Source organism: Pseudomonas sp. GV047 (genome assembly GCF_003058245.1).
GTDB lineage: Bacteria > Pseudomonadota > Gammaproteobacteria > Pseudomonadales > Pseudomonadaceae > Aquipseudomonas > Aquipseudomonas marginalis.
Map to the genome: position 1 here is coordinate 262,692 of NZ_QCWA01000005.1, position 18,804 is coordinate 281,495.

General features: G+C 60.8%; 21 protein-coding genes and 1 riboswitch. Of the genes, 14 read left to right on the forward strand and 7 right to left on the reverse strand.

The genetic code is table 11. The features are described 5' to 3' along the window. Window positions 1-126: 126 nt before the first annotated feature. The 4 genes from C8K58_RS14950 (at window position 127) to C8K58_RS14965 (ending at window position 2,093) form a co-directional block, all read left to right on the forward strand. Entirely contained in the window at window positions 127-684 is a 558-nt protein-coding gene (locus tag C8K58_RS14950) for a hypoxanthine-guanine phosphoribosyltransferase (RefSeq protein WP_027604797.1), read from the forward strand. A gap of 3 nt (window positions 685-687) precedes the next feature. Beyond that, window positions 688-1,155 (forward strand): WbuC family cupin fold metalloprotein, encoded by a 468-nt coding sequence (locus C8K58_RS14955; RefSeq protein ID WP_065938539.1) that lies wholly within the window; start codon window positions 688-690, stop codon window positions 1,153-1,155. Window positions 1,156-1,190: 35 nt separating this feature from the next. Beyond that, window positions 1,191-1,676 carry a hypothetical protein gene (locus C8K58_RS14960; protein WP_027604795.1) on the forward strand — a complete coding sequence of 162 codons (486 nt, stop codon included), beginning with the start codon at window positions 1,191-1,193 and terminating at the stop codon, window positions 1,674-1,676. 129 nt (window positions 1,677-1,805) lie between these two features. Next, entirely contained in the window at window positions 1,806-2,093 is a 288-nt protein-coding gene (locus tag C8K58_RS14965) for a PA4642 family protein (protein WP_027604794.1), read from the forward strand. Between the two features lie 70 nt (window positions 2,094-2,163). Here C8K58_RS14965 and mqo read toward each other — a convergent pair whose 3' ends face one another. Next, a complete protein-coding gene (gene mqo / locus C8K58_RS14970) occupies window positions 2,164-3,672 on the reverse strand; it encodes a malate dehydrogenase (quinone) (RefSeq protein WP_027604793.1) in 1,509 nt (502 codons plus the stop codon). Between the two features lie 728 nt (window positions 3,673-4,400). Next, complete coding sequence (locus C8K58_RS14975) at window positions 4,401-4,634, reverse strand: hypothetical protein (protein ID WP_027604792.1); 234 nt, start codon at window positions 4,632-4,634, stop codon at window positions 4,401-4,403. 194 nt (window positions 4,635-4,828) lie between these two features. On the opposite strand from C8K58_RS14975, the gene C8K58_RS14980 reads away from it, so the two are divergent. Next, window positions 4,829-5,416 carry a YajG family lipoprotein gene (locus C8K58_RS14980; protein ID WP_027604791.1) on the forward strand — a complete coding sequence of 196 codons (588 nt, stop codon included), beginning with the start codon at window positions 4,829-4,831 and terminating at the stop codon, window positions 5,414-5,416. Window positions 5,417-5,473: 57 nt separating this feature from the next. Here C8K58_RS14980 and C8K58_RS14985 read toward each other — a convergent pair whose 3' ends face one another. Beyond that, complete coding sequence (locus C8K58_RS14985) at window positions 5,474-5,683, reverse strand: hypothetical protein (protein ID WP_027604790.1); 210 nt, start codon at window positions 5,681-5,683, stop codon at window positions 5,474-5,476. Window positions 5,684-5,866: 183 nt separating this feature from the next. Here C8K58_RS14985 and C8K58_RS14990 point away from each other — a divergent pair, with 183 nt between their 5' ends. Beyond that, on the forward strand, window positions 5,867-6,124 hold the full coding sequence (locus tag C8K58_RS14990) for a hypothetical protein (protein WP_108573894.1): 258 nt from the start codon (window positions 5,867-5,869) through the stop codon (window positions 6,122-6,124). A gap of 63 nt (window positions 6,125-6,187) precedes the next feature. Here C8K58_RS14990 and C8K58_RS14995 read toward each other — a convergent pair whose 3' ends face one another. Continuing rightward, window positions 6,188-7,351 (reverse strand): 1-acyl-sn-glycerol-3-phosphate acyltransferase, encoded by a 1,164-nt coding sequence (locus C8K58_RS14995; RefSeq protein WP_027604788.1) that lies wholly within the window; start codon window positions 7,349-7,351, stop codon window positions 6,188-6,190. A gap of 133 nt (window positions 7,352-7,484) precedes the next feature. On the opposite strand from C8K58_RS14995, the gene C8K58_RS15000 reads away from it, so the two are divergent. The 4 genes from C8K58_RS15000 to C8K58_RS15015 all read left to right on the forward strand — a co-directional run bounded on the left by C8K58_RS15000 (window position 7,485) and on the right by C8K58_RS15015 (window position 9,566). Next, window positions 7,485-7,667: a CPXCG motif-containing cysteine-rich protein gene (locus C8K58_RS15000; RefSeq protein WP_027604787.1), complete on the forward strand. Its 183-nt coding sequence runs from the start codon at window positions 7,485-7,487 to the stop codon at window positions 7,665-7,667. An 11-nt stretch (window positions 7,668-7,678) separates the two neighbouring features. Then, a complete protein-coding gene (locus tag C8K58_RS15005) occupies window positions 7,679-7,939 on the forward strand; it encodes a putative signal transducing protein (protein ID WP_027604786.1) in 261 nt (86 codons plus the stop codon). Window positions 7,940-7,975: 36 nt separating this feature from the next. Beyond that, complete coding sequence (locus C8K58_RS15010; protein ID WP_027604785.1) at window positions 7,976-8,596, forward strand: SOS response-associated peptidase; 621 nt, start codon at window positions 7,976-7,978, stop codon at window positions 8,594-8,596. A 151-nt stretch (window positions 8,597-8,747) separates the two neighbouring features. Beyond that, a complete protein-coding gene (locus C8K58_RS15015; RefSeq protein ID WP_027604784.1) occupies window positions 8,748-9,566 on the forward strand; it encodes a M48 family metallopeptidase in 819 nt (272 codons plus the stop codon). Between the two features lie 81 nt (window positions 9,567-9,647). On the opposite strand, the gene C8K58_RS15020 is transcribed toward C8K58_RS15015, so the two are convergent. The 3 genes from C8K58_RS15020 to C8K58_RS15030 form a co-directional block, all read right to left on the reverse strand. Next, window positions 9,648-10,232, reverse strand: a complete 585-nt coding sequence (locus C8K58_RS15020) for a TMEM165/GDT1 family protein (RefSeq protein ID WP_005784895.1) — start codon at window positions 10,230-10,232, stop codon at window positions 9,648-9,650. A gap of 90 nt (window positions 10,233-10,322) precedes the next feature. Beyond that, window positions 10,323-10,442: riboswitch (yybP-ykoY riboswitch) on the reverse strand. A gap of 51 nt (window positions 10,443-10,493) precedes the next feature. After that, complete coding sequence (locus C8K58_RS15025; protein ID WP_108573895.1) at window positions 10,494-11,492, reverse strand: class I SAM-dependent methyltransferase; 999 nt, start codon at window positions 11,490-11,492, stop codon at window positions 10,494-10,496. A gap of 30 nt (window positions 11,493-11,522) precedes the next feature. Beyond that, on the reverse strand, window positions 11,523-12,488 hold the full coding sequence (locus C8K58_RS15030) for a 2-hydroxyacid dehydrogenase (RefSeq protein WP_108573896.1): 966 nt from the start codon (window positions 12,486-12,488) through the stop codon (window positions 11,523-11,525). Between the two features lie 84 nt (window positions 12,489-12,572). Here C8K58_RS15030 and C8K58_RS15035 point away from each other — a divergent pair, with 84 nt between their 5' ends. The 4 genes from C8K58_RS15035 to C8K58_RS15050 all read left to right on the forward strand — a co-directional run bounded on the left by C8K58_RS15035 (window position 12,573) and on the right by C8K58_RS15050 (window position 18,737). After that, the gene (locus tag C8K58_RS15035) at window positions 12,573-13,205 is read left to right on the forward strand and encodes a LysE family translocator (protein ID WP_065924273.1); all 633 of its coding nucleotides are present in this window, start codon (window positions 12,573-12,575) and stop codon (window positions 13,203-13,205) included. A 265-nt stretch (window positions 13,206-13,470) separates the two neighbouring features. Beyond that, window positions 13,471-15,153 carry a fatty acid--CoA ligase gene (locus tag C8K58_RS15040; protein WP_027604780.1) on the forward strand — a complete coding sequence of 561 codons (1,683 nt, stop codon included), beginning with the start codon at window positions 13,471-13,473 and terminating at the stop codon, window positions 15,151-15,153. 330 nt (window positions 15,154-15,483) lie between these two features. Then, entirely contained in the window at window positions 15,484-17,343 is a 1,860-nt protein-coding gene (locus tag C8K58_RS15045; protein WP_092356148.1) for a DUF1302 domain-containing protein, read from the forward strand. A 29-nt stretch (window positions 17,344-17,372) separates the two neighbouring features. Continuing rightward, on the forward strand, window positions 17,373-18,737 hold the full coding sequence (locus tag C8K58_RS15050) for a DUF1329 domain-containing protein (protein ID WP_027604778.1): 1,365 nt from the start codon (window positions 17,373-17,375) through the stop codon (window positions 18,735-18,737). Window positions 18,738-18,804: the final 67 nt, after the last annotated feature.

The following is an 18,804-nucleotide window of genomic DNA, read 5'->3' on the forward strand; positions in this document are numbered from 1 at the left end:
GATTAATCTATCCGAGGGTGTTGTCCTATAGACATCTAGTACGTTAGTCCATTAAGGCTTGCTCGGAGCGCATGAGAAGCGTACCTTCGCCCGCTTTTCTTGCCACAGCACCCCTTGGAGAGCGCCATGTCCGCTGATCTCGAGCATATCCGTCAAATCATGCGCGAGGCTGACTGCCTGTACACCGAAGCGCAAGTCGAAGCAGCGATCGCCAAGGTCGGCGCACACATCACTCGCGAGATGGCCGACACCAACCCGGTGGTCTTCTGCGTGATGAACGGTGGCCTGATCTTCGCCGGCAAATTGCTGACTCACCTGCAGTTCCCGTTGGAAGCGTCCTACCTGCACGCCACTCGTTATCGCAACGAAACCAGCGGCGGCGACCTGTTCTGGAAAGCCAAGCCGGAAGTTTCGTTCATCGACCGCGACGTGCTGATCATCGACGACATCCTCGATGAGGGCCACACCCTGGGCGCGATCATCGACTTCTGCAAACACGCTGGCGCACGTAAGGTGCACACCGCCGTGCTGATCGACAAAGACCACGACCGCAAGGCCCGTCCCGAGTTGAAAGCCGATTTCGTCGGCCTGCCGTGCATCGATCGCTACATCTTCGGTTACGGTATGGATTACAAGGGCTACTGGCGCAACGCCAATGGAATCTACGCCGTCAAAGGTATGTAACCCATGACTCGCTTTCTTGATCAGACGCTGTTTGCCGAGTTGGCCGAGAAAGCGGGCGCCAGCCTCCGTGGCCGGCATCATCACAACTTTCATCAGATGGAAGAGCCGTGCCATCGCCTGGCCGTGGGCCTGCAGCCCAGCACCTACGTGCCGCCTCATCGGCACTTGAGCGCGGACAAGGCGGAAACCTTGCTGGTCCTCCAGGGGCGCTTGGGCTTGCTGGTGTTCAGCGACACCGGCGAGGTGCTTGCCAAGCGCGTGATGCAGGCCGGCGGCGAATGCTCGGGCGTCGACCTGCCGCCCGGCGTGTTCCATGGCCTGGTGGTGCTCGCGCCCGACACGGTGATGTTCGAGTGCAAGGCCGGGCCTTATCGGCCGGTGGGCGAAGGCGAACTGGCCGATTGGGCGCCCCGTGAAGGCGACGCCAACGTGGCCGAGTATCAACGCTGGATGCTTGCCCAGTTCGATTGAGCTACAGTGCTGGGCCACCTCTTGCGGAGCGGCCCATGAGCCTGTTGATACGCACCTGCGCCGCCCTGGCGTTGACCCTCAGTCTGCCGCTGGCTGCGGCGCCTGCGCCGATGCATGCGCAGTTCCTGCCGCCGGACGATCTGACCCTGCGCGCCGAAACCCCTGACCAGCAGCAACTGCTGCAAGTCACCGAGTATGCGGTGGTGGTGGGCAACCAGCGTCAATCCACGCAACAGCCGATCCCGGTGACCTCGCCGCTGATGATCCGTCTCAAGGGCAAGTCCCTGAACAAAGGCGCGACTATCAGCCAGGTGGTGCTCAACTTCGATGCCGAAAGCAAAAGCCTGAAAAAGCCGGTATACGATGACAAGAGCAAAACCTTGACCCTGTCCTACCCGGTGGCCCAGTACCGAGTGATTGTCGACCTGCTGCGCAATGACACGGTGTATGTGCAGTTCCTCAGTTACGCCAACGGGCATGTCTGGGCGGATGTGCATACCGGTGCTGTTCGTAGCAAATAGCAAAAACACTGAAGAACCAATGTGGGAAGGGCTTGCCCCCGGCCGCATTGGTTCTTCACCGCTTTCGAAGCCTGCGCCTCGCAGGTAGACTTCAAATCCCGTGTAAATGTCTGCTGGCTGGAGTCGGTAATGCGTAAAGATAAGAAACAGGTGATTGGTGACGAGATCGGCGACGACCAGATCAAGTTGTTCCTGGACTTCGAGCCGGTTGACGCGACGTCCCCGTCCCTGCACAAACTGATCAAGGCCTACCGTGGCCTGCGTATCGACGACTTCGAACGCTTCCTGGTTTTCTTCAAGGCGGCCGGTTTGGACCTGGATGGCAAGGATGAGCACGGCCAGACGTTTGTCGACCTGATCAAGGACCAGCGCAACGCCGCCGACTATATCGAGCTGATCGACAACGCCCGCGGCTGATTATTCCTGGGCATAAAAAAACGCCCCGTTCTCATCGCGAGAACGGGGCGTTTTTCATGGCCGCAATGCCTTAGGCGTAGCTCTCGGCCTCGTTGCTCTGCTCAACCAGTTCGAGGCTGATGTTGTTCTGCGCGTTGATCTTGCGATACAGCTCGGCATCAGTCTCCAGGACCTTCTCCCGCGCCGGGAAGATCTCGTGCAGCTTGGTCGCCCATTCACCGGCAGCTTTCTGCGGGAAGCAACGCTCGATCAATTCCAGCATGATCGACACCGTCACCGAGGCGCCCGGCGAGGCACCCAGCAGCGCAGCCAGCGAACCGTCCTTGGCCGCGACCAGCTCGGTGCCAAATTGCAGCACGCCGCCTTTCTTCGGGTCTTTCTTGATGATCTGCACCCGTTGGCCGGCCACTTCCAGGCGCCAGTCTTCGGCTTTCGCTTCAGGGTAGAAGCGACGCAGGGATTCCAGGCGCTGCTCCATGGACTGCATCACTTCGCTGACCAGGTACTTGGTCAGGTCCATGTTGTCGCGGGCCACGGCCAGCATCGGGCCAATGTTGCCGGCGCGAACCGACAGCGGCAGGTCGAGGAACGAGCCGTGCTTGAGGAACTTGGTGGTGAAGCCGGCGTAGGGCCCGAACAGCAGGGATTTCTTGCCGTCGACTACGCGGGTGTCCAGGTGCGGCACGGACATCGGCGGCGAGCCCACGGCAGCCTGGCTGTAGACCTTGGCCTGGTGGTGCTTGACCACTTCCGGGTTGTCGCAACGCAGCCACTGGCCGCTGACCGGGAAACCGCCAAACCCTTTGCTTTCTTCGATACCCGAGGCCTGCAGCAGCGGCAGGGCCGCGCCACCGGCGCCGAGGAACACGAACTTGGCGTCCACTTCGCGGCTGTTGCCGCTGTTGACGTCCTTGATGCTCACGGTCCAGCCCGCGCCGTTACGCTTGAGGCCGGTCACGCGCTTGCTGTACTTGACCTGGGCGTCCGGTGAGCTGGTCAGGTGAGTGAGCAACTGGTTGGTCAGGGCGCCGAAGTTGACGTCGGTGCCGTTCATCACGCGGGTGGCCGCGATTTTTTCGTCGAGCGGGCGCCCCGGCATCATCAGCGGCATCCACTCGGCCATTTCGCTGCGGTCTTCGGTGTAGTGCATGTCCGAGAACGCATGGTGCTGGCTGAGGGTTTCAAAGCGCTTCCTGAGGAACTCCACGCCTTTTTCGCCCTGCACGAAGCTCAGGTGCGGCACCGGGCTGATAAAGGACTTGGACGAGCCAAAGGTGCCCTTCCTGGTCAGGTAGGCCCAGAACTGCTTCGACACCTCGAACTGGGTGTTGATGTGCACGGCTTTCTTGATGTCGATGGAGCCATCGGCGGCCTGGGGCGTGTAGTTCAGCTCACACAGCCCGGCGTGGCCGGTACCGGCGTTGTTCCACGGGTTGGAACTTTCCGCGGCACCCGAGTCCATCAGCTCAACGACTTCCAGCTTGAGGCCGGGGTCGAGCTCTTTAAGCAGTACGGCCAGGGTGGCACTCATGATGCCGGCCCCTACCAGTACTACGTCGACTGCTTCGTTATGCGCCATTTAACGCGTCTCCAAAATCTGCAGCACCAAATTGACGGCATGGCTGCCAGGAGTGACGGGGCGTTTCACGTGTTGCCCCAGGTCACCCATGGCCAGGATCGCCATGTCCGTTTCGCAATTCCTTGCACATTCAGCACACGCTTCCTGCCCGGCCTGATCTGCCTATGAACGCATTCATGGGCGCCTGTGGCAATTCGACTTATGGTCAAAGCGTGGGATTCGTGCAATCAATCCGTAGCGGACAGGCTCAAGCTCCGGTGTTTGCGGAGTACTCGGTCCTGTGTGGTTGGGCTGTTCCAGACGCTGATGGTGCTTGTACAAACGCCAAACTATTCATTTGCTCGCCACACTCTTGTGAAGTTGTGAAAACCCGTTTTTTTCACGCTCTTTTGAAGACGTGAACCTCAAAAAAGGGCTGCCCCGGCCTGGCACCTGGCCCGCAAACCTCTGCCGACACGCGGCAAAACGGGCAAACAACTCAAGTGGCCGAGCGCAATGGCAGCTCTGGCAGATTCGGCAAAGGCGGGTGGTTTGCAAAGGAAACAGCAAGCTCGCCAGCTTCACTCGATCTGTGTGGGCGGCTCTCTGTGGGCGATTCTTGGGGTTAATACCGAGGCATTAACGATGCTGCGAGGCCCGATCAGGAGACGTCCTTATAATCGGGGGGAGATTGTAGCGAAGAACGCCGGGGAAATGGGCGGGTTTTATGACTTTTATTAGGCGTTCGGTCAGGCGGCCAACGCCTGGTGACGTGGCGACCGCGCAGGGCGTGGGTTTACACGGGCGCGGGCCGGCAACGGATGATGCATCCAGCTCAGGCGAATTTCTTCGATTTCCACCCAGCCTTCGCCGACGGGAGGCTGGCAGCACGCCTTGAACGCCTGGCAACGGCCTTGCGCATCGAGCAGGGCGAACTGGCGAAGGGCGGGCTTGCGCGTAAACAGCGACCAGAGAAAATGCATGGCGATCAACCTCCTGAGATTGAGGCCAAGCATGCCTGCTTCGGATGACGAGCCCATGTAACGGCTATGACATATCGGTGACATCGAACCGCAGGCGAAGCCCCGGGTCACAGGTTGTAACTGACGCTAGTTCCCTGCAGGGGCGCCCCGCTATACTGCCGGCCTGTCGGTACCTGATTTCTGGAGAGAAGCGCATGTTGCAACGCCTGTTGTTCGGTTTGATCACTGTGACCAGCTTGACCCTGGTTGGCTGCGCCAACAGCCCGCAGCAACTGACCCCAGAACCGAAAATCACCACGCAGCTGGCCCCGGTGGGCCACGGCCAGCCGGTGTCGGTACGGGTGGTGGACGGTCGTCCGTCGCCGACACTCGGTTCGCGCGGTGGCCTGTACCCGGAAACCGCCCTGGTGTCGGTGAACGCTCAAGACGTGCTGCCCAAGCTGCAGGCCCAGGCCGAAGCGGCGGTGCGGCTGCTGGGTTTCACCCCCAGCCCCAACGCGCCGGGCGCTCCGCAGTTGACGATCACCTTGGCCGAGTTGAAGTATCAGTCGCCTAAAGACGGTCTTTACGTGACCGAGGCGTCCATTGGTGCCACCTTCAAGTCCGACGTCACCGCCGGCACCCGTCGCTACAGCGGCCGTTACGGTGCGTCGCTGAACCAGCGCTTCGGCATGTCGCCTAACCAGGAAACCAACACCAGGCTGGTCAGCGACGTCCTGAGCGACGCCTTGACCCGCCTGTTCAAGGACCCAAGCATCGGTTCATTGCTCAGCGCGCAGTAATCGCTCAAACAAAAAACCGGGCTCAGCGATGAGCCCGGTTTTTTTATGCCTTCAGTTTCACGCGGCCGTGTCGATACAAAAGTCCAGCATGCTCACCCCCGTCAACAGATCGGCCTCGGGCAAGTCCGCATGCTGGTGCCCGCCAAGGGCGCAATACACCAGCCAGTGGCGGTCCTGCACGTTGAACGCCAGGCCGCCGATCAGCGCCTCCTGCTCGTCGCTTTGGGCAATCAGATACAGCCGATCCTGGTTGTGCGCGTGCAGCATGACAAGCTCCTGAATGTTCGAAGGGCAACAGAGTGGCTTGTTAAGGTGACGTTCAGGTGACGGCGTAAATTACTGGATACATTAATCGTCCATGGGAGGCGGAGCGGTTTTGGCGCTCGAGGCCACTACGGTTCAGGTTTCTATCTGAACCGATACCCAGACACTGTTTCATCGAGGTTTGCGATGGCGCTGCCCGCACTATTGATCAATTCCGTGGCTTTATCAGTGGCCTGCCCAGGCGCTGCGCTGCTGTTCATCACCCGCCTGCGCGAGCAACGCGCCATGGCTGAACTGACGGCGCAAAGTGAAGATCGCGCAATCGACCAGCCCATGCTGTTCCTGGATGTGCGCACCGAGCGGGCGCACCGTGTGGCTTACCGCATCGGGTTCGCCTGCCTTGGGCTGGCGCTGGCTATTTCCTGGCTCAGCACCCGAATCTAAAAAACCGCAGAACCCATCATATGGGAGGGAGCTTGGCCCCTCCCATATTTTCTTGATCGGTGGTTACAGCGGGATCCCGGCCTTGACCCGATACTGATTGCGCACTGGCGTCGCGTATTGCACCACCAGGAACGGACGGTGCTCGGCCGGGCATTCGTTCAGGCGCCGCTCCCACTCCGCCTGTGCCTTGGCCAGTTCGTCCGCCGGGAACACGTCGGCCGCCTTCGGCACCTGCAACTGCGGGTCGGCATCGCTCCACTGGGCGTACGCCAGGTAGTGCACCGGGAACAGCCGGTAGCCGCCGAGAATCTGCCGATCCATTTCCACGGCCAGGACCTTGGTGTCTTCGAAACGCTCGGTAATCGGCGGCGCGAAGTTGATATGTACGCGGCCTTTGTAGCCGGTGATGCCCAGGGCAATGCTGACGTCATCCTCGCCTTGCGCCTTGACGTAGGTGCCGGTGGTGGCGCGGATATACAGTTCGCGGGCCTTGGCGGCATCGCACGGGTCGTACTCGTAGCTGATGGACACCGGCGTCAGGTTGAGTGACTGGATCACTTCGGCAAACGGCTCGTCCTTGCGGCTGACATGGAACATCTTGAGGATCGCCGACTCGGTACGGTCATCCCCGTCCTTGGCGCGGCCTTCGGCCTGGGCGATCCAGATCGACTGGCAGTCGTTGCGGATCGAATGGTTGATATAGGCCGACAGCAGGTTGAACGCCGCCATCTTCTCCTTTCGCCCGGTGATCGAACGGTGCACGATGAAGCTCTTGTTCAGACGCATCAGGTCACTGACAAACGGCTTTTGCAGCAGGTTGTCGCCGATGGCGATGCGTGGCGTCGGCAGGCCGGCGTGGTACACGGCATAGTTGACGAAGGCCGGGTCCATCACGATGTCGCGGTGGTTGGCCAGGAACAGGTAGGCGGTGCCGGATTTGAGCTGTTCGACGCCGGTGTAGGTCACGCCGTCGGTCGCCCGGTCAATGGTGTGGTCGACGTAATACTCGACTTTGTCCTGCAGCGTAGCCACGGTGGTGACACCGGCGAACTCGCGACGCAGTTTGCGCGCGATCATCGGCTTGAGCAGCCAGCCCAGGGCGCCGGCAAAGCGCGGGAAGCGGAAGTGGGTCAGGATGTCCAGAAAGGCCTTGTCACTGAACAGCCGGGCCAGCACTGCCGGGACTTCGCTGTCGTTGTAAGGTCGGATGGTATCGAATTCGCCCATCATGCTCTCTTGTTAGAAACGGCTAGGGTAAGTAAAGGAAATACCAGGGTGCGGTCCGGGGAATTGGCCCGGCCGGAAAATAGCCCTGTAAATAGACCGGCGATTATACGCACAAGTCACCTGGGAGACTGCGATGCTGGAAACTGCGCTGTACGATTGTCCTTATTGTGGTGAAGCGGTAGAGACCGCGGTGGATTTATCCGGCGGTGATCAGACCTACATCGAGGACTGTCAGGTGTGTTGCCGACCGATCATTTTCAACCTGCAGGTCCATGGTGAAGAGTGGATGCTCGAAACCCGCAGTGAAAACGAATAACAGGTACGCCCATGCAGCGAATCTACGAACCGGAAAACCTGATGGAAGGCGAGTTGCTGCAGCAAATGCTCGCCAGCGAGGGCATCGAGGCGCACCTGGTAGGACGCCATTTGCTCGGCGGCACGGGGGAGTTGCCGATCTTCGGCCTGCTGGGGCTGGAAGTGGACAACGACCGGGCGGCTGAAGCCCGCGAGCTGATTACCGCCTATATCGGTGCGCAACCCCTGCCCGGCGATGAACCCGACAGCTTTCCCGACGTATTGGTCTGTTAGGCTGTCGGTCGGTTTACCCAAGAGTCGTGTTGCCCCATGTGTGGACGTTATGCCCTGTTTCGCTGGAACCCTACTTTTGCTGCCCTGCCGGGTTTTCCGGCCGACCAGCAGGCCCAGTGGAACATTTCCCCGAATGATTCGGTGCTGATCCAGCGCCTCAATGACGGCCAGCGCACCCTGGCACGGGCGCGCTGGGGCCTGACGCCGCCCTGGCTGACTGACCTTTCCCGCACCCCGGCCCATGCCCGTGCCGAAACCCTGGCCGAGCAACCGATGTTTCGCGAAGCGTTTCGCCAGCGTCGTTGCCTGCTGCCCGCCAACGGCTTTTACGAATGGCGCGGCACCCAGCGCAAGCGTCCGTACTGGCTGACGCCGGGGGAGGGCTCGACCCTGTTTTTTGCCGCGATCTGGGAAGCGTACCCGGTGCAGGAGCAGGTGTGGCTGAGTACGGCAGTGGTGACCCAGGCCGCCCAGAGTCAGCGCCGGCCGTTGATTCTGGACGCGGCGGGGCAGGCCGCCTGGCTCGATCCCGAGACGCCCTTGCATGTGTTGCAAGGCTTGCTGGCCAGTGAGCCGGCCCCATTGCGTGAGCGAGTCCTGGCCAACATGGTCAATGATCCCAAGCTCAACGGGCCGGAGTGCCTGACCCCGGCCTGAGCCTGAGGCCGGTTGCTCACTGACGTTGCCGGGCGTGTGAGATGTGTCCGAAATTCATCGGTTACACGTCTGTTGTATCTGGCGCCGATACAAATGAGCGCCTACGATACGCGCCATGTTTTCAGGGCGTCTTTTCAGGGAGAGTGTATTGATGAAGAAATCATTGGCCGTAAGTGTATTGGCGGCAGGCGTGTTGCTGGCCGGGTGTCAGTCGGTCAACACCACCAGCGGCGGCGCCGTCGGGGTTGAGCGCAAGCAATATATGTTCAGCATGCTGTCGAGCCAGGAAGTCGACCAGATGTACGCCCAGTCCTACCAGCAGACCCTGGGCGAGGCCAGCAGCAAAGGCCAGTTGGACAAGACCAGTGCCAATGCCAAGCGCGTGCAGGCGATCGCCAATCGCCTGATCGCCCAGGCGCCGACCTTCCGCCCGGATGCGGCGCAGTGGAAGTGGGAAGTGAACCTGATCAAGAGCGATGAGATGAACGCCAACTGCGGGCCTGGCGGCAAGATCTTCGTGTACAGCGCGTTGATCGACAACCTCAAGCTCACCGACGATGAACTCGCCGCGGTGATGGGCCATGAAATCGCCCACGCCTTGCGTGAGCACGGCCGCGAAGCCATGTCCAAGGCCTACGGCATCGAGATGGCCAAGCAGGGCGCCGGTGCGTTGTTCGGCCTGGGTCAGGACAGCCTGGCGCTGGCCGATACCGTGGCCAACTACGGCATGACCTTGCCCAACAGCCGCAGCAATGAAAACGAAGCTGACCTGATCGGCCTGGAACTGGCGGCCCGCGCCGGCTACAACCCGAACGCGGCGATCACGCTGTGGAACAAGATGGCCAAGGCTTCGGAAGGCGCACCGCCGGAGTTCATGAGCACTCACCCGGCCTCCGACAGCCGGATCGCCTCGTTGCAGGCGGCGATTCCGAAGGTGATGCCGCTCTACCAGCAGGCCAAGAAGTCCTAAGACTTCAACGACAAGTGGCAAGCTTCAAGCTGCAGGAAAAAGCACTGCTTATTCCTGCAACTTGAGGCTTGAAGCTTGCAGCTAGATCCAGCCACTGCTTTGCATGGCCTTGTACACCGCCACAATTGCCAGGACAAAGAACGCCGTTGCCGCCAGTCGACGAATCAACGTCAGTGGCAGTTTCTCCGCCGCGAAATTCCCCGCCAGAACCACCGGTACGTTGGCAATCAACATGCCCAGGGTGGTGCCGATAATCACTAGCCACAGTTCCGGGTATTGCGCTGCGAGCATCACCGTGGCGATCTGGGTCTTGTCCCCGATTTCCGCGAGGAAGAAAGCAATCAGCGTGGTCAGGAACGGCCCGAACTTGCGCGTGGTGCTGGCTTCGTCATCGTCGAGTTTGTCAGGCACCAGGGTCCACAGCGCGGTGGCGCAGAAGCTGGCCGCGAGAATCCAGTGCAATACCGCATCCGAGAAGAAACTCCCGAACCAGGCCCCCACGGCACCGGCGGCCGCATGGTTGGCCAGGGTCGCAGCGACGATGCCGGCGATGATCGGCCAGGGTTTGCGAAAGCGTGCGGCAAGGATGAGCGCGAGCAGTTGCGTCTTGTCGCCGATTTCGGCCAAGGCAACGATTGCGGTAGGAACGAGCAATGAATCCAGCATCAGGTAGGTTTCCAGGGGGCGGGTCGACACGGCTATGACACGTACAGCCTTCCCGCCCCGGGTAAGGTGTGCGTGTCATAGGTCTTGTCAAACCCCGGTCCGTCTGTGCGGACTCCTGGGTCGCATACGCCATGGCCTGTTGACCAAGTATGTTGACGTATGCCGGACGAGCGTGGCGCTCGTGGGAGACTACTCCCCTAGGACGGAGCGGATTCTGCCTAGGCAAAATCCATTCGGCAAGCGTTCTTTTTCAAACGGCCATCAGCCGCGCTTGGCACGGTAGATGCGAAAACCATTGCCTTCGGCCTTGACCGCACACACGCCCAGATGCTCTTCGATCAACGGCTGGTACTTCAGGAAGCTGTTAGCCACCAGGCGAAGTTCGCCACCTTTTGCCAGGTGTTTCGCTGCTTTTCGCAGCAGGTTCTCTGTGGCGAAATAATCGGTGTGCACGCCGACATGGAACGGCGGGTTGCTCAAAATCGCGTTCAAACCCATCGGCGCGGCGTCGATGCCGTCACCGGTCAGTACCTCGGCTTCCAGCCCGTTGGCGGCCAGGGTCAGGCGACTGCTGGCGGCGGCGAAAGCATCCACGTCCAGCATCGTTACGCTGTTGTGCGGGTAGCGACGTTTGACCGCCGCCCCCAACACACCGGCGCCGCAACCGAAGTCGAGCAAATGGCCGCTCGGCAATTTGTCCAAGTGCTCCAGCAACAGCTCGGTACCGCGATCCAGACGGCCGTGGCTGAATACACCCGGCAGGCTCACCACCTTGAGCGGGCCTTCGGCCAGCGGCACATCGAACACCTGCGCCAGGCTTTCCAGCTCGACCGCTTGCGGGGCGTTGGCCACGGTGATTTGCCACAGTTGGCAATGCCGCGCGTTGTCGAGCTTGCGCAGTTTGCCATACGGCGCCATCTGCTTGGCGGCGCTTTCGATACCGCCTTTTTTCTCCCCTACCAGGAACAGCTCGGCGCCGGGCAGTCGCGCTGCCACGGCGTTGAGCAGGTAATCGGTGAGGTCCTTGGATTTGGGCAGGAAGATCACCGCCGCCTCGAACCCGCGCTCGGGCGCATTTACCCCAAACTGGCTGCGCTCCGGGAAACGCGCGTCGAGCGCCGCCTGGTCGCCGGCATGCCAGCACCAGCCGTGGGCGTTGGGCAGGCGACCCAGCAGGTCGTCGGCGGGCAAACCCACCAGCAGCAGGTTGCCTTGAAAAAGTTCGGCCTGACGAAGCAGTACTTCACTGCGCGGATCCATGGTCTGCTCCTTGAAAAGGGGCGCAGTTTATCAACTGACGACGCGCAGCGGGGCGCCGCTGAAAAAGCCCCGGGCGTTTTCCGCCAGTTGGCCGACGATACGCTGCCGCGCTTCGCGACTGCCCCAGGCATTGTGGGGCGTGACGATCAGTCGAGGAATATCGCCGGCCAGCAATGGGTTGCCATTGACCGGGGGCTCAACACTCAGCACATCGGTCGCCGCGCCGCCCAGGTGGCCGCCGCGCAGGGCATCGGCCAGGGCCTGCTCATTGATCAAGCCACCGCGCGCGGTGTTGACGATAAACGCGCCGGGCTTGAGCCGCGCCAATTCACGGGCGCCGATAAAGTCCCGGGTGTGTTCATTGAGCGGGCAGTGCAAGGTGAGTGCGTCCACCTGCGTCAGCAGTTCATCCAGGGGCACGCGGTCGGCACGGGCAGGGCGCCCGGGGATGGCGCCGAGTAGCACGCGCATCCCGAAGGCTTCGGCCAGGCGGGCCACGGCACTGCCCAGTTCGCCATGGCCCAGCAGGCCGAGGGTCTTGCCTTCCAGCTCGACAATCGGGTGGTCCAGCAGGCAGAACTGCTTGGCCTCCTGCCATTTGCCGGCGCTCACATCGCGCTGATAGTCCTGCAGCCGCGTCGCCAGGTTGAGCAATAGCATGATCGTGTGTTGCGCCACCGACGGTGTGCCGTAGCCCTGGCAGTTGCTCACGGTGATGCCGTGGGCGCGGGCGGCTTCCAGGTCAATGTTGTTGGTGCCGGTCGCCGAAACCAGGATCAACTTGAGTTCCGGGCAGGCCGCCAGGGTTTCGCGGTTGAGCGGGATTTTGTTACTGATCGCCACCTGCGCGCCTTGCAGGCGCTCGACCACATTTTGCGGCGTGGTGCCCGTCAACAACTGCAAGTCGCTGAAGCGGGCGTGCAACTCGCTGAGGTCGAGGTCGCCCAGATCCAGGGACGGGTGATCAAGGAAGACGGCGTGGCGATTGTTCGTCATCAACTGTACCTTTTGCGACAGGGTTCGAAGGCGTAATCTGCCGAGCCTATCAGATGAAATAATCCGTTACTTAATGGAGTGAGTATGTACGCCGCCGAGTTTTTGACCGTAGCCCTGATTCACTTGTTGGCGGTGGCCAGCCCCGGCCCGGATTTCGCGGTGGTGGTGCGTGAGAGCGTGACCCACGGCCGCCGCGCTGGAACCTGGACCGCGTTGGGCGTGGGCTCGGCGATTTTCCTGCACGTGGGCTATTCGTTGCTCGGCATCGGCCTGATCGTGTCCCAGTCCATCGTGTTGTTCAACGCACTGAAATGGGCCGCCGCCGCCTACCTGCTGTACATCGGCTTCAAGGCCCTGCGCGCCAAACCGGCCAAGCCTGCCGTCGAGGGCGAGTTGCACCGCGAAGCGGGCGAGCGCACCCCGCGCGGCGCGTTTACCGCAGGCTTCGTCACCAACGGCCTGAACCCCAAGGCGACGTTGTTCTTCCTGTCGCTGTTCACCGTGGTGATCAACCCGCACACACCGCTGGCGATCCAGGCCGGCTACGGCGTGTACCTGGCGGTGGCGACGGCGTTGTGGTTCTGCCTGGTGGCGATGTTGTTCAGCCAGCAGCGCGTGCGCGCCGGGTTTGCGCGGATGGGGCATTGGTTTGATCGGACCATGGGAGCGGTGTTGATTGCGATTGGGGTGAAGTTGGCGTTTACCAGCGCGAAATAAACGCTGTTCTCAAGTAAACACAATCCAGTGTGGGAGGGGGCTTGCTCCCGATGGCGGTGCTTCAGTCGACACGTGTATTGACTGATTCACCGCCATCGGGAGCAAGCCCCCTCCCACATTTGACCTCCATTGTCCCTGAATAATGGCTCAAAGCTAGCATTCCCCAGCCTCTGCAAATCATTCCTTTGGCTGATTTGTCTGACACATAACGTCTCTACAGTGCAGGTCTTCAAGCCAAGACCGTGCAGTCATAAAAGGGATTCGTATGTTGCAGACCCGTGTTATTCCGCCCGCCGAAGGTGCGTATCAATACCCGCTGTTGATCAAGCGCCTGTTGATGTCCGGTACCCGTTACGAGAAGACCCGGGAAATCGTCTACCGCGACAAGCTGCGCTACACCTACCCGACCTTGATCGAGCGCGTCGCGCGCCTGGCCAACGTGCTCACCGCAGCCGGGGTCAAGGCCGGTGACACCGTGGCGGTGATGGATTGGGACAGTCATCGTTACCTGGAATGCATGTTCGCCATCCCGATGATCGGCGCGGTGATCCATACCATCAATGTGCGCCTGTCGCCGGAACAGATTCTCTACACCATGAACCACGCCGAAGACCGCTTCGTGCTGGTCAACAGCGAGTTCGTGGGGCTCTACCAGGCCATTGCCGGGCAGCTCACCACCGTCGACAGGACGCTGCTGCTCACCGACGGCGAAGCCAAGACCGCCGAGTTGCCCAACCTGGTCGGTGAGTATGAAACCCTGCTGGCCGCCGCCAGCCCGAAGTACGATTTCCAGGACTTCGACGAACACTCCGTCGCCACCACCTTCTACACCACCGGCACCACCGGCAACCCCAAGGGCGTGTACTTCACCCATCGCCAACTGGTGCTGCACACCATCGGCGTGGCGACCATCATGGGCAGCGTCGACAGTGTGCGCCTGCTGGGCACCAACGACGTGTACATGCCGATCACGCCGATGTTCCACGTGCATGCCTGGGGCCTGCCGTATGTGGCGACCATGCTTGGCCTGAAGCAGGTCTACCCCGGCCGCTACGACCCGGAATACCTGGTGGAGCTGTGGCGCAAGGAGAAGGTCACCTTTTCCCACTGCGTGCCGACCATCCTGCAAATGGTGCTCAACGCCAAGGCTGCCCAAGGCGTCGATTTTGGCGGCTGGAAAATCGTCATCGGCGGCAGTGCGCTCAACCGCACGCTGTATGAGGCGGCGAAGGCCCGTGGGATTCAGCTGACCGCCGCGTACGGCATGTCCGAGACCGGCCCGCTGGTGTCCTGCGCCCACCTCAACGAAGAACTGATGGCCGGCACCGAGGACGAGCGCATCAGCTATCGCATCAAGGCCGGCGTGCCCGGGCCGTTGGTGGAAGCGGCGATCATGGACACTGAGGGGAATTTCCTGCCCGCCGACGGCGAGTCCCAGGGTGAGTTGGTGCTGCGCGCGCCGTGGCTGACCGAGGGGTATTACAACGAGCCGCAGAAGGGCGCCGAGCTGTGGGCGGGTGGCTGGATGCACACCGGCGACGTGGCCACCCTCGATGCATTTGGGGTGATCGATATCCGCGACCGCATCAAGGACGTGATCAAGACCGGCGGCGAGTGGATCTCCTCCCTGGCCCTCGAAGACCTGGTCAGCCGTCACCCGGCGGTACGCGAAGTAGCGGTGGTGGGCATCGCCGACCCGCAGTGGGGCGAGCGCCCGTTTGCGTTGCTGGTGGTGCGTGATGGCCATGAGATTGGGGCCCGCGAGCTCAAGGAACACCTCAAGCCTTTTGTCGAACTGGGCCATCTGAGCAAGTGGGCGATTCCGAGCCAGATCGCCGTTGTTACGGAAATTCCCAAGACCAGTGTCGGCAAGCTCGACAAAAAACGTATCCGTATTGACATCATTGAATGGCAGGCCAACAACAGCACCTTCCTGTCCACCCTCTGAGCCGATTTGCCGTGCCCTTGTGGCACGGCGATGCTCTATCTCGCGCCTTCACTTGTGATTTGCCAATTTTCAGCCATCCTTGCCGCGTCGGCCTTCGCCGACATGGCGAAAGGGCTGTGGCAGACGGGTTGGTGATGCAAATCACACTTTAGAGGGATCAAGCGGTACCCCCTGCTGGCTATAGTCCCACCCAGAGTTTTTCAAGGATGCATCGCTTCGGGCCATGGAGGTTCAGTTGCCAGGCGGCATTGGAATCGTTGTATTCCGGCCGTTACAAGCATCACAGAACAAACTCACTGCCATAACAATAATGCACATGGAGTAGCGTCGATGACCTCAGTAAACCAGTTCTGGCGCCGGGCAAGACTGCCCCTGGCCGTCAGTCTCGCCTCTACGCTCGCCGGGCCCGCATTCGGCGTCAGTTTCAATATCGGTGAAATCGAAGGGAGTTTTGACTCGTCGCTGTCTGTGGGGGCGAGCTGGTCGACGGCCAAGCCGAACCAGGATCTGATCGGTGCCAACAACGGTGGCAAAGGTCTGTCCCAGACCTCCGATGATGGGCACTTGAACTTCAAGCGCGGTGAAACGTTCTCGAAGATCTTCAAGGGCATCCATGACCTGGAATTGAAATACGGCGATACCGGCGTATTTGTGCGCGGCAAGTACTGGTATGACTTCGAACTCAAGGACGAAAGCCGTGAGTTCAAGGACATCAGCGACAACAACCGCAAGGAGGGCGCCAAGTCCTCCGGTGGGCAGATTCTCGACGCCTTCGTCTATCACAACTATGCCATTGCCGATCAGCCGGGCAGCGTGCGGTTCGGTAAGCAGGTGGTGAGTTGGGGCGAAAGTACCTTCATCGGCGGTGGTATCAACTCCATCAACCCGATCGACGTGTCTGCGTTCCGTCGTCCGGGGGCCGAAATCAAGGAAGGCTTGATTCCGGTCAACATGTTCTATGTGTCGCAAACGCTGACCGATAACTTGTCGGCGGAAGCCTTTTATCAGTTGGAGTGGGACCAGACGGTTACCGATAATTGCGGGACGTTCTTTTCGCAGCCGGACGTTATCTCTGATGGCTGCGATAACAACCTGCGGGTCTTGAGCAAGCGCTCGCGCATTTCGCCTCTGGCGTATCCAACCCTCAACGCTGCTGGTGTTGATGTGAATGAGGAGGGCGTATTGGTGCGCCGTGGTCCTGACCGCGATGCTCGTGACAGTGGCCAGTTTGGCGTGGCGATGCACTACAACTTTGAGCCGCTGGACACCGAATTCGGCGCGTACTTCATGAACTATCACAGCCGTGCGCCGATTTTCAGTGCACAAGGTGCGCCAGCTTCGGCATACACGCGGCCTCTGGGGCCCTTGGCGGCATTGCGTCCAGTGATTGTGGCGGGTAGCTCTAACTACTTCGTCGAATACCCAGAAGATATCCGCCTCTACGGCTTGAGCTTTTCCACCACCCTGCCTACGGGGACCGCCTGGAGCGGTGAGTTGAGCTATCGGCCAAATGCGCCCGTGCAGTTAAGTACCACCGACATCCTTTACGCCGGCGTTACGCCCATTATTGGTTTTGGCAATGCCTCTGTGCTCAAGGGCTCGGCTGGTCAAGACTTGCATGGTTACAACCGTAAGGAGGTCACGCAGTTCCAGACCACGTTCACGCACTTCTTTGATCAGGTAATGGGCGCAAGCCGCTTGACTACGGTGGGTGAGATCGGTGTGACTCACGTGGGCGGCCTGGAAAGCAAATCCGAGGCGCGTTATGGGCGCGACCCGGTGTTTGGTCCAGGCACATTGCCCGGTGGTTTCTGTAACACGCTCAATAACTCGACCGCTGTGGGCGCCGGCCTGGGTAACGCCAACGGGCTGAATACCAACTGCAACAATGATGGCTTTACCACGGCTACTTCCTGGGGTTATCGCGCCCGTGCTATCTGGGAATATCCGGACGTTTTCGCCGGCGTAAACCTTAAGCCAAACGTGGCATGGTCCCATGACGTCAAGGGGTACTCCCCAGGTCCTGGCGCCAACTTCGAAGAGGGCCGCAAAGCCGTCAGCCTGGGCCTGGATGCCGAGTACCAGAACACCTACACCGCCAGCCTCAACTACACCAACTTTTTCGGTGGTGATTTCAGCACGGTGAATGACCGCGACTTCGTCGCCCTGAGCTTCGGCGCCAACTTCTAAGCACACTGTATTTTCAGGAAGACCAGAACATGAAAATAACCAAAAGTCTGTTGCACGTGGGTGTGCTTGGGCTGTCGATCCTGGCGAGCAATGTCATGGCGGCAGTGTCGGCGGATGAAGCCGCCAAGCTGGGCACGACCCTGACGCCGATGGGCGCGGAAATGGCCGGTAACGCGGCCGGCACCATCCCGAAATGGTCGCCGATGCCGACCAACGCCGGCGCTGTGGATGCCAAAGGTTTCCTCGCCAACCCGTACGCCAGTGAGCAACCGCAGTTCACCATCACCGCGCAGAACGTCGAGCAGTACAAGGACAAGCTGGCACCGGGGCAGTACGCGATGTTCAAGCGTTACCCGGAGACCTTCAAGATGCCGGTCTACCCGACCCATCGCGGCGCTACCGTGCCGGCCGATGTGTTCGCCTCCATCAAGAAGAACGCCACTACCACCAACCTGGTGTCTGGCGGCAACGGCCTGGAGAACTTCGAAACCGCCATACCGTTCCCGATCCCGAAAAGCGGCGTGGAAGTCATCTGGAACCACATCACCCGTTATCGCGGCGGTAGCGTGACCCGCCTGGTGACCCAGGCCACGCCGCAAACCAACGGCTCCTACAGCCTGGTGTACTTCCGCGACCAGTTCGTGTTCCGCGACAAGATGAAGGACTTCGACCCGAAAAACCCGGGCAACATCCTGTTCTACTTCAAGCAGCAAGTGACCGCGCCGGCACGTCTGGCCGGTGGTGTGCTGCTGGTGCACGAAACCCTGGACCAGGTGAAGGAACCGCGTTCGGCGTGGGTCTACAACGCCGGCCAGCGCCGCGTGCGCCGGGCGCCGCAAGTGTCCTATGACGGGCCGGGTACCGCCGCCGACGGCTTGCGTACCTCCGACAACCTTGACATGTACAACGGTGCGCCGGACCGCTACGACTGGAAACTGGAAGGCAAGAAGGAAATCTACATCGCCTCCAACAGCTACAAGATCGACGATCCGAAGCTCAAGTACGCCGACATCATCAAGGCCGGCCACATCAACCAGGACCTGGCACGCTACGAGCTGCGCCGTGTCTGGCACGTGGTCGCGACCTTGAAGGAAGGCCAGCGCCACATCTATGCCAAGCGTGACTTCTACATCGACGAAGACACCTGGCAAGCCGCAGTGATCGACCACTACGACGGCCGTGGCCAACTGTGGCGTGTCGCCGAAGCCCATGCCGAGAACTACTACGACAAGCAAGTGCCGTGGTACGCCCTGGAAACCCTCTACGACCTGCAGTCCGGCCGCTACCTGGCCCTGGGCATGAAGAACGAAGAGAAGCAGGCCTATGACTTCGGCTTCACCGCCACCACCAGCGACTTCACCCCGGCGGCCCTGCGCCAGGACGGTGTTCGCTAAGCTGCACGAGTAACTCAAGGTGGGAGGGGGCTTGCCCCGATAGCGATGTGACAGTCAGCGCAGCATT